The sequence below is a fragment of the Arthrobacter sp. Y3223164 genome (genome assembly GCF_059091005.1).
In genome coordinates this window covers 1-674 of record NZ_JBNHGF010000757.1, presented here as the reverse complement: position 1 = coordinate 674, position 674 = coordinate 1, and the positions used below count along the sequence as shown (strand labels likewise).

General features: G+C 72.7%; 1 protein-coding gene. It reads right to left on the bottom strand.

Annotated features, from left to right (window positions below; translation table 11 throughout):
• Positions 1 to 674: DUF222 domain-containing protein (locus AC5RUJ_RS17835; RefSeq protein WP_494156462.1), on the bottom strand; the 674-nt coding region annotated here is incomplete at both ends.

The following is a 674-nucleotide window of genomic DNA, read 5'->3' as shown; positions in this document are numbered from 1 at the left end:
ACCGGATCCGGCAGCCGCGCTGCCGTCCGCAGCGGCCCCGTCCGTCCCACCCGCGTCAGCGGTATCGGCTCCGCCCCTGCCTGCCTCCGTGGTACCGGTGCCGGTGCCGGTTTCGGTTCCTGTTCCGGTTCCGGTGCCGGTTCCGGCGCCGGGAACATCATGGTTACCGCCGCCGTTGGCCGTGCCGGCGGCCGTGGTTCCGCAACCTGCGGTGCGGGGCTCACCCGAACCGGCCGGGCCGGCGTCGGATGGGCTGTTGACGGCAGGGCCGGTGGCGGCAGGAGCTGTGGCGGTGGTTTCTATGGCGTCGGGGCGGATCCTTGGGTTCGCGGCGCTGTTCATCACGGTGGCGAGGGCTTCGTACTGGGCGTCGGTGGTGTTGATGACGAACTGGTGCAGCCCGCGGCGCCGGCCGCGGTAGAACATGCCCTGCCGGGCCCGCAGTTCCTCCTCGGACGGTTCGGCACCGTCCTGGTCGACGGCGGTTTCCCACGTCCTGGCCACCATCACCAGGGTGTCCGCGTCGGCGTCCGCGGCCTGCCGGACCAGCGACGCTTCCATCGCCTGCAATGCCTCCGGAGTGCCGGCGTGGCGGGCCCGGTCCAGGGAATCGACCACCAGGGCCGCGGACTGGCCGCTGACCTCACCGCCGGCCATGGCCTCGGCCAAGACCG